The sequence below is a fragment of the Muriicola sp. genome, from assembly GCF_049669965.1.
Lineage (GTDB): Bacteria > Bacteroidota > Bacteroidia > Flavobacteriales > Flavobacteriaceae > Muriicola.
Genome location: NZ_JBATLB010000270.1, coordinates 1 through 6,586, shown reverse-complemented (window position 1 = coordinate 6,586; position 6,586 = coordinate 1). Strand labels below are relative to the sequence as shown.

The 6,586-nt window shown below is 39.5% G+C and carries 8 protein-coding genes and 1 pseudogene; 5 read left to right on the top strand and 4 right to left on the bottom strand.

Going from position 1 to position 6,586, the window contains the following annotated elements; translation table 11 throughout:
* Positions 1-361: 361 nt before the first annotated feature.
* Positions 362-1,528 carry a proline dehydrogenase family protein gene (locus WBM49_RS13460; RefSeq protein WP_424372565.1) on the bottom strand — a complete coding sequence of 389 codons (1,167 nt, stop codon included), beginning with the start codon at positions 1,526-1,528 and terminating at the stop codon, positions 362-364.
* A gap of 106 nt (positions 1,529-1,634) precedes the next feature.
* Here WBM49_RS13460 and aroB point away from each other — a divergent pair, with 106 nt between their 5' ends.
* Both aroB and WBM49_RS13450 read left to right on the top strand, forming a co-directional pair.
* On the top strand, positions 1,635-2,696 hold the full coding sequence (gene aroB, locus WBM49_RS13455) for a 3-dehydroquinate synthase (RefSeq protein ID WP_424372564.1): 1,062 nt from the start codon (positions 1,635-1,637) through the stop codon (positions 2,694-2,696).
* A 117-nt stretch (positions 2,697-2,813) separates the two neighbouring features.
* A complete protein-coding gene (locus tag WBM49_RS13450; RefSeq protein ID WP_424372563.1) occupies positions 2,814-3,134 on the top strand; it encodes a hypothetical protein in 321 nt (106 codons plus the stop codon).
* Between the two features lie 2 nt (positions 3,135-3,136).
* Here WBM49_RS13450 and WBM49_RS13445 read toward each other — a convergent pair whose 3' ends face one another.
* The 3 genes from WBM49_RS13445 to WBM49_RS13435 all read right to left on the bottom strand — a co-directional run bounded on the left by WBM49_RS13445 (position 3,137) and on the right by WBM49_RS13435 (position 5,396).
* Positions 3,137-3,652, bottom strand: a complete 516-nt coding sequence (locus WBM49_RS13445) for a DinB family protein (protein ID WP_424372562.1) — start codon at positions 3,650-3,652, stop codon at positions 3,137-3,139.
* Positions 3,653-3,703: 51 nt separating this feature from the next.
* Complete coding sequence (locus tag WBM49_RS13440; RefSeq protein ID WP_424372561.1) at positions 3,704-4,183, bottom strand: Lrp/AsnC family transcriptional regulator; 480 nt, start codon at positions 4,181-4,183, stop codon at positions 3,704-3,706.
* 100 nt (positions 4,184-4,283) lie between these two features.
* Positions 4,284-5,396, bottom strand: a complete 1,113-nt coding sequence (locus WBM49_RS13435; RefSeq protein WP_424372560.1) for a M14 family metallopeptidase — start codon at positions 5,394-5,396, stop codon at positions 4,284-4,286.
* Positions 5,397-5,657: 261 nt separating this feature from the next.
* Here WBM49_RS13435 and WBM49_RS13430 point away from each other — a divergent pair, with 261 nt between their 5' ends.
* The 3 genes and pseudogenes from WBM49_RS13430 to WBM49_RS13420 form a co-directional block, all read left to right on the top strand.
* Positions 5,658-6,029: a helix-turn-helix domain-containing protein gene (locus tag WBM49_RS13430; RefSeq protein ID WP_424372559.1), complete on the top strand. Its 372-nt coding sequence runs from the start codon at positions 5,658-5,660 to the stop codon at positions 6,027-6,029.
* Between the two features lie 25 nt (positions 6,030-6,054).
* Entirely contained in the window at positions 6,055-6,459 is a 405-nt protein-coding gene (locus WBM49_RS13425; protein ID WP_424372558.1) for a DNA topoisomerase IV, read from the top strand.
* Between the two features lie 2 nt (positions 6,460-6,461).
* Positions 6,462-6,586 (top strand): annotated as a pseudogene (locus WBM49_RS13420) (TerC family protein); the annotation flags it as partial.

Here is a 6,586-nt window from a genome sequence, read left to right as displayed (position 1 = left end):
GTGACCACAAAAAAGATAAAGCCTTGAATAGCCCCGGCAATGAGCAAAAAATTTATAATGGCAATCCAGTTCAATTGGTGGTTGGTTGATTGGTTGTTTTATAAATATATAAAAGTTTACAGATACCTACCCCCTTTTCGTGCTATCATATGCAGGGTAAATTTATGGAAACGAGAGAAGCAAGATTAAATCTGCTTCAATATCTCTTTTTTAGAAAACGGACGGATTCAAAAAAATACAAAGCGAAGCTTTCGGAATGTTTCTTGTGGTCCCTTAGAAGAAACGTTTTGAATACTTGTATATAGACCAGGTAAGACACCAAGCCCGGGGTAGGTTGTTGGGTAATAATCCTGCTTTATGCTTAAATTTTCCTTCTTTTACGCTCTTTTTTTAACAACTCCAGTTCCCTGTTGGTTTGCCCTGCAACCGAAGTGTTTTCCTCAGCTCTGCGAATGAGGTATGGCATTACATCTCTTACCGGACCAAAAGGCAGGTATTTAGCGACATTGTATCCTGCAGCTGCTAAATTGAACGATATATGATCGCTCATTCCTAATAATTGTCCAAACCAGATCCTGCTGTCGTTAGGATTAATTTGATGCTTTTCCATTAATTGCATAAGTAACCAGGAACTCTCTTCATTATGCGTCCCGGCAAAGAGTGAAATGGTATCTAAATGTTCCAGGATATAGCTGATGGTCTTATTGAAATTCTCGTCTGTCTCTTGTTTGGAACTACAAATAGGCGATCTGTAGCCTTTTTCCTCCGCACGCTCATTCTCTTTCTCCAAATAGGCACCACGCACTGCCTTTATGCCAATTTTAAAGCCTTCCTGTGCTGCTTTCTTTTGTAATTTTTTAAGATATTCCAGCCTGTCCCAGCGATACAACTGAATGGTGTTAAAGACAACCGCTTTTTCCCTGTTGAATTTGCGCATCATTTCTTCCACCAATTCATCGGCAGCATCCTGCATCCAGCTTTCTTCTGCATCTATTAAAAGGCTCACATTTAGATCATGTGCTTTTTTACACGTTGCTTCAAATCTTTTTACCACTCGGTCCCATTCGCTCTTTTCGGAAGCGCTAAATGGTTTGCCTGCGCCCTTTTTTTCAAAAAGAATAAAACGGCCATAACCGGTAGGTTTAAAAACCGCAAAGGGCATTGCCTCTTTCTCCTTTGCGAAATCGAGAATATTTAAGGTCACCGCCAAAGCATTGTCTAATGGATCTTCGGTATCCTTCCCTTCTACCGAGTAATCGAGTACAGAAGACACTCCTTTGACCCACAATTTATCAACGGTAGGCATACAGTCTTTCTCATTAATTCCCGCACAAAAATGATCAAAAACAGTGGCCCTGATCAACCCCTCAACAGGCAAATGGCTCTTAATGGCAAAATTGGTGACGGCGGCGCCTATCTTAACCAAGGGCTGATTCCCTATTAATTTAAATAGAAAATAAGCGCGTTCTAGTTCGGCATCAGATTTAAGTGCAAAGGCAGTTTGGGTATCCTCAAATATTTGCGGCATCTATGTTATTTTATTACGTTCCAAAGATAATCTTTGAATTTATATCCATTTGCTAAAAAATAGCCTTTAATTTGTGGGCATATTACTTAAATTGATCCAAAAATTCATGGAATCGATCCTTACAGACTCATATGCCATTTATTTTGATACTAGGGCCTATCTTGCCCTAAACGAGTTAGTCAAAGCAAAGAATTACTCGAAGATCTTTATTCTGGTGGACGAAAATACCCATAGAGATTGCCTTCCATTGTTCCTTTCTTCCGTTGAAACTACAACAGATCTGGAGATTATTGAAATGGAAGCAGGTGAAACCCATAAAACAATTGAAACCTGCGTTCAGATCTGGCATGCCCTGTCTGAGCTAGATGCTGATCGAAAAAGCCTTTTGATCAATCTTGGAGGCGGTGTGGTTACAGATCTGGGCGGATTTATTGCCTCTACCTTTAAAAGAGGCATAGATTTTATAAATGTCCCCACCAGCCTGCTGGCCATGGTAGATGCGTCTATTGGCGGTAAAACCGGTGTGGATCTTGGGCCCCTAAAAAACCAGATCGGAGTGATCAATCAGCCCGAAATGGTGCTGGTAGTGGTCGATTTTCTTAAAACGCTCAATAAAAGGCAGCAAAGCAGTGGCTTTGCAGAAATGCTGAAACACGGGTTAATTACAAACGAAGGATATTGGAGTGAACTTAAAGGTTTGACCTCGATAGAAACCTTACATCCCCAAATTTATACATCGATCCAGATAAAAAACACCATCGTTCTTCAGGACCCTACCGAACAAAATCTTAGAAAGGTCCTTAATTTTGGGCATACCTTAGGTCATGCGATTGAATCGTATTTTTTAGAAATGGATGAAAAGAATGCCCTTTTACACGGGGAGGCCATCGCGGTGGGCATGATTTTAGAAGCGTTCCTGTCCTTTAAGCTAACCGGACTTGGGAAGCACCAGTTAGAGGACATTAAACACACCATCCTGGAACGATATAAAAAGGTTTCCTTTAAAGAACAAGACATCAAGGCCATTCTTCAACTATTGAAATTTGACAAAAAAAATTCTCATGGACAGGTTAATTTTGTTCTGCTAAAACGCATTGGTGAGGCGGTCATAGATCAACAAGTACCATCAAACTTATTTGATGAAGCGTTCGCATACTACGAAGAATAGGTGCTTCATATACTAAATACTGGCATTGACAACTCTTTCCTTTCTTCTGCAGGAAAATAGTATAGTTTAGGATTGATTATAAACCTTAGTCTAACCAAAGGGATAAATAACCAACCTATGAAACGAATTTTAATCGATTACAAAAAATTAGAGAACAGATTAATCACCCGTTTACTCGATTCCTATCCTAATGGTTATGGGGATGAGGATATTGTAGCTTTTAAGAACCATAAAGGGGAATTCATTGAAGCTGTTGAATTAAGAACCGAGGATGCTCTTTATCTGGTAAAAATCAGCCAGAGCCTTTCACATTTTATTGCCAATTTTGATGATAATGTGGTGAATGAAATAGAGGAAGATGTTCCTTCGGAAACAGAAGAGCCGGTAATCGAACTAGATATGCAAGCCGAATTTGAAAGTGAGGAAGAACTAGACTAGGTCTATAAATATCTCTCTCTAATTATATTTCGATGATGCTTCTGGTGACCACACATAATGAATCCCATGGCCCTAACACTCATCGGCGAATTACTGGCTACCCCTTTTAATTTTAGGGTAGGCTCATCAAAAGTTTCAAATAAAGAAATTGTAGATTTCCTGATAGCTTTATATTCCGCTATAAGCGATTCAATACTTCGTGAATTTGCTCCCGAATTGGGAACAAAGTCGTCCTGACTAAATCCCGGAAGTGGCGTACCATCTTTACGTGCAAATCGCAATGCCCTGTATTGAAAGACTCTTTCTGTATCGAGCACATGCACCAATACCTCCGCTACTGTCCATTTTCCTTCCGCATACTTATAGGGTAGCTTTTCTTGTGGAATACTTCCTATAAATTGAGGGTAATTTTTTAGTTGTTTCCGCAAGGTATCCATTAAGGTAACTTCCCCCAGGGCCTCAATATAGGTTTTGTAATAAGGATTGTATTCGTGGTCCTTTAGCTGAGATGTTTTCATGGTATACCGCAAGTGGTTAATTTGGTTGATCTACTGTTATCGCACTATTTCCTATAGTTCATTGAAGATTGTATGCATCAATCTTTTCTTATCATTGATACTTTCTTCTAAGGATATCATCGTTTCAGTTCTACTGATGCCATCAATATCATCTATCTTAAAAATGATATTCTTTGCGTGATTGGTGTCCTTGGCTCGGATCTTACAAAAAATATTGAATTTTCCTGTAGTGATATGCGCTACAGTGACATTTGGAATTTGATTCAGCCTCTCTAATACAAATTTGGTCTGATGCGTCTTTTCCAGAAAGATCCCTACATACGCAATAAAGGAATAGCCAAGTTTTACATAATCCAAGGTAAGAGAAGAACCCTGTATAATACCTGCCTCTTCCATTTTCTTCACACGAACGTGCACAGTACCGGCAGAGATTAGTAATTTCTTGGCAATATCCGTAAAAGGCGTCCGGGTATTGTCTATTAACATATCCAGGATCTGGTGATCTATCTCATCTAATTTTACTTTGCCCATTTTGCGATAATTTTTAGCAAAAATAAACAATTAAGAAAATATATGTAAAAAAATAGATCTTATTTTGACATATACGCAAAATATTCAGGGAATCCTTCTTTTAATTAAAATGTAGTAAATGAGCACGCGCGTAATCTGACCGTAACAAAAGTAATTCATCAGGTTTTGCACAATCATAGGTAACATGGCCATAGTACCCTTCAAGATTACCCCTTCTTTCAACCGTTGGTTTAAAAATAATGGCCCCGTCTTGCAGTTGTTCCTGGTAAAGAATCCCTAAGGCGCCTATGTCCTTTGGTTGCCCGTCTAATAAATGTGCATTGTTTATAAGGATATCGAAAAAATACTTCTTATTTTCCGGAATGGATAAATAGGCTTTTTCACTATTGGAAACGAGCGAATCGGTAGCAATTAGTTCCAGGGCTTTCCACAGCGCTAAGAAGACAAACCTCCTTGTTGTCTCTCGCTCATAATCTCCCTGAAAATGGCCCGCTTCAAATAGCACCGTGGGTGTCCCAAGCATCTGAAAGGCATCTCCAACGCAATTGGCATTGAAGGAATCATCATATCGGCCAATCTGTCCGGGGATTACCCGCTGCAATTCTTTATGTACGGCCGCAATAAGCCTCATTCCCTTCAACCTACTTTCCGTGACGGTTCTTTTGGGGTCCGCTGCCGGTGACAGAAAAGAAAGCGTAGCCGGTTTTTTATCCTTGCCTGCGCTGTAAATGGTACGCTGATCGTGTAAATTAAAACAGAAGTCCGGAGAAAATTTTTCAAAAACAGCCCTCAGGATCTTGCTCTCGGGCTGCGTTCTATCCTGAGCATCCCTGTTCAGGTCTATCCCATTCGCATTTACCCTGGTATAACTCAGCGCCCCGTCCGGATTTAATATGGGGATTATCTCCAGGCTTAGCTTATTTAAAAGTTCACTGGCATTACCGTACCCGGAGTTCATGGCCATAAGCAGATCTAACACCGCCTTGGTAGTGGTAGATTCGTTGCCGTGCATTTGCGACCACATTAAGATTTTCACGGGTCCATTCCCCATCCTAATCTTTTCTACAGGAAGTCCATTAACCGAATATCCCAAGGTCTCCACTCTACAATCGGCTTGTAATTTTTGCAAGACCGGAAGAATGTGGTCTCTGTGAAGATATCGACCGCCTACGGCAGCCACCTTTATATTTAAATATTCCTGGTCTATATCCATTCAGGGTGCATTGATACTCTTGCAAAAGTAGCATCTATTTTAATTACAATTGTTATTTAAATAATTACATTTGTGTACATATTAGTAGTCAGTATCGGGGGTAGAAGTATACATATGTATACAATTGTTAAGCAATTTTAATATTGTATCTTATATCATTTAATATCAATTATATAAAAACACTTATTAAAAGTATTACTATATGTATTTAATGAATTTTGGTTCTCTTGTATACAAAAATTAACAGTCTTTAAAATTACAATGGTAAACTCAGAAGAATTTGTACACCGGCTAGAGAAGATCCTTTCTTTTTACAATCTTTCGGCCTCCTCTTTTGCCGATAAAATTGGGGTGCAACGATCTAGTATTTCACATTTGCTGACCGGGCGAAACAAACCAAGTTTGGAATTCGTCATGAAAGTGGTGAAATCATATCCGGAAGTAAATCTTTATTGGCTCTTGAACGGAAAAGGGGTGTTTCCTACAAAAAGGGATACTACCACTCCACTTCCTTTGCCAACAATGCCAGGCCACCAGCAAACCAACCAGGAGCGAGTCATTCAAAAGATCCTTGTTCTTTACACAGACGGAAGCTTTGAGACCTTTGAACCCGGCGGTACGTCCCCAAAGTAAGTTCCTCCTAAACTCCTACTGCAAAATGGCGATAATTCACTATTTTGCACCCATGATGAAGATGCGAATTTTTGGACTTGTTTTTTTAGGGATGGCAGCTGCCTGTTATAATCCACCAAGGAATTGTAATGATTTTAAAGAAGGAGAATTCCGTTTTACCACCGTTGTTGGAGAGAACGAACAAACCACTACTTTTATACGCAGGAAGAGCATTGAAATAGATTATTATCAGGAAAAAGCGGATACCTCATCCATCAGATGGATCAATGATTGCGAATACGTCGTAAAGAAAATAAATCCAAAGACGCCTGCCGAAGAAAAATCCATTCATATGAAAATCCTGTCTACGACAGACAGTTCCTACACCTTTGAATACGGCCTGGTTGGAAGCTCAAAGAAATCGCGTGGTACTGCCTTTAAAGTCAACTGATTATGTTTGATATTCTTACAAGTCCGGATGGCTTAATAGCGTTATTAACCTTAACATTTCTAGAAATTATTTTAGGGATAGACAACATTGTTTTTATCTCAATTGCCGCCAACAGACTTCCGGAGAA

Excerpts from the sequence above, each read along its gene's own strand:
- WBM49_RS13460 (WP_424372565.1), bottom strand. The coding sequence starts at position 1,528 with ATGCCGCAAATATTTGAGGATACCCAAACTGCCTTTGCACTTAAATCT.
- aroB (WP_424372564.1), top strand. The coding sequence starts at position 1,635 with ATGGAATCGATCCTTACAGACTCATATGCCATTTATTTTGATACTAGG.
- WBM49_RS13450 (WP_424372563.1), top strand. The coding sequence starts at position 2,814 with ATGAAACGAATTTTAATCGATTACAAAAAATTAGAGAACAGATTAATC.
- WBM49_RS13445 (WP_424372562.1), bottom strand. The coding sequence starts at position 3,652 with ATGAAAACATCTCAGCTAAAGGACCACGAATACAATCCTTATTACAAA.
- WBM49_RS13440 (WP_424372561.1), bottom strand. The coding sequence starts at position 4,183 with ATGGGCAAAGTAAAATTAGATGAGATAGATCACCAGATCCTGGATATG.
- WBM49_RS13435 (WP_424372560.1), bottom strand. The coding sequence starts at position 5,396 with ATGGATATAGACCAGGAATATTTAAATATAAAGGTGGCTGCCGTAGGC.
- WBM49_RS13430 (WP_424372559.1), top strand. The coding sequence starts at position 5,658 with ATGGTAAACTCAGAAGAATTTGTACACCGGCTAGAGAAGATCCTTTCT.
- WBM49_RS13425 (WP_424372558.1), top strand. The coding sequence starts at position 6,055 with ATGGCGATAATTCACTATTTTGCACCCATGATGAAGATGCGAATTTTT.